Here is a 1,708-nt window from a genome sequence, read left to right as displayed (position 1 = left end):
TGAAGTGAGGCTTAAGACAAGGCCCGCCAGTAGGAGCAACAGGCAGAACAGTGTTGCAAAGTTAAGGAAAAAGTCCTGGGCATAATATCCGATGATATCCGGTTGCAGGGTCCTGTTGATATACCAGAACGCTCCCTCGGCGACAGCATTTCCGGCCAGCACCAGCCCGGTAAGGAGCCCGAACCAGAGGAGCTGCCGGTTCCGGTTCAGGATCCGCATCCCGGAGAATGCAGCCCCGATCCCCCGGCGAATTGTGCCTGATCCACCGCTTCCGCCTCCTGGGAGACGCTCATGGGCGTTTTCGGGCAGGTGAATAAAATCTGCATGCACTGTCCGGACCACCGGGGGTTTCCGGCACAGGCCCAACCAGTTCTCAGCAATTTCCGCTATGCGGGTCATTGCGATCCCGCCCGGATTTTCGCGAGCAGTTCCTCTGCCATTTTTGTCGGGTCGGCAGTTTTCTCGATCTTGATCCCCAGTTCGGAGGCAAAGTCCCAGATGAACTCGATGCACTGCGTGTATTCGTCGCACGCCCCGCAGTCGCCGTCATGCTCGTACCAGACCTGCATGCCGTGCTTCTCGGAGACGAAGATGTAGGCATTGGTCTGGAACGGTATGGATTTCCCAAAGAGCACCCCTTTCTCCACATCGATCCCCTCGATCTGGATGCGGTTTGCCTTTGCCATCTCCCGGAGCGAGGCCTCGATCTTCTCGTCCATCACGCGGAGTGCCTGGGAGACTCCCTGTCGGGTAATCCCGAGTGCGTTGGCAATGGAGATATTCTGCATCCCGGAACGGCGCATCTTCCAGAACCCGAACTGTTTCTCATTCGTGGGCAGGAACATATGTAAATGTATTAACATTTACAATATAAAAACATTGGGAATCACTGGCCAGGTATTTCCGGCAGGGGGAAAAAGGAGGGAATGAACTGCCCGCTGCCAGCTTTATGCGACCTGTGGACTCAGGGCCGGTGGGGCCTGTTGTTATACCGAAGCGGCTGCAACGGGTTGTGCCCGCTGTGGGGCGTTTCCTGTCTCATTGACCGTGAACGCTACGATTGCATGGGTGTCCCGTGCATACGTCTCGTTCCCATGTTCGTTCTCACTCAGGGCGAAGACGAGCGCATCTGCCGCATCCTTTCCCTGCAGGCTGCCCGGGCCCCTGGCCTTAAAGAGGACCGTGTTCTTGTTGTCCTGCGTGGCGATAACCGATTGCCCGTCAAAGGTGAAGTCGAACCGGTTGTCCGCCATCGAATGCTCCGCGATGAGGTAATAGTCACCCGCTGCAAGCTTATTGGAGTACTCTGCATCCGCAGTGAACGTATAGTTCGCCTCACGATCGACCGGGACGGTTACGAGGGAGAAGAAGTTGGTGCCGAGTATCCAGAGCTGGACTGCGGGCGGGTCGCCTTCTGCAGAGCCGCTGACCGTAAACGGCTGTCCTTTCAGGACCGGCTTTGGGGAGATCGCGGTAGCGATGAAGGGTTTTTTGTGGATGATTTTCGTCGTGCCATAGGTTGTCAGGTCGTTGAACTGGTCAATTGTTTCCGGCTTCGTCACCGCGTAGACCGTATACGACCCGGCATCCAGTTTGAGACCGGAGGTATACCAGGTATATTCCCATGCCGAATTCTCCCGGGTTTTTACCTGGGTGAATGAACCGGGATTCCCGCTGACCGTATCCTGGTCCGGCGATGCAAGGGTTG

Annotated in this window: 2 protein-coding genes and 1 pseudogene; all 3 read right to left on the bottom strand. The window is 56.4% G+C overall.

The window, feature by feature from the left end; translation table 11 throughout:
- Window positions 1-399 (bottom strand): hypothetical protein (locus CW742_RS12025; protein WP_292420695.1); only part of this gene is annotated, 399 nt, incomplete at its 3' end.
- Window positions 396-845 (bottom strand): hypothetical protein, encoded by a 450-nt coding sequence (locus CW742_RS12020; protein WP_292420693.1) that lies wholly within the window; start codon window positions 843-845, stop codon window positions 396-398. The genes CW742_RS12025 and CW742_RS12020, both read right to left, overlap by 4 nt.
- A gap of 141 nt (window positions 846-986) precedes the next feature.
- Window positions 987-1,708, bottom strand: a pseudogene (locus tag CW742_RS12015) (hypothetical protein); the annotation flags it as partial.

It is taken from the genome of Methanoregula sp. (genome assembly GCF_002835825.1).
In the GTDB taxonomy this organism is placed as follows: Archaea; Halobacteriota; Methanomicrobia; order Methanomicrobiales; family Methanospirillaceae; genus Methanoregula.
The sequence above is the reverse complement of the archived record's forward strand: the minus strand, read 5'-3'. Positions and strand labels throughout refer to the sequence as shown.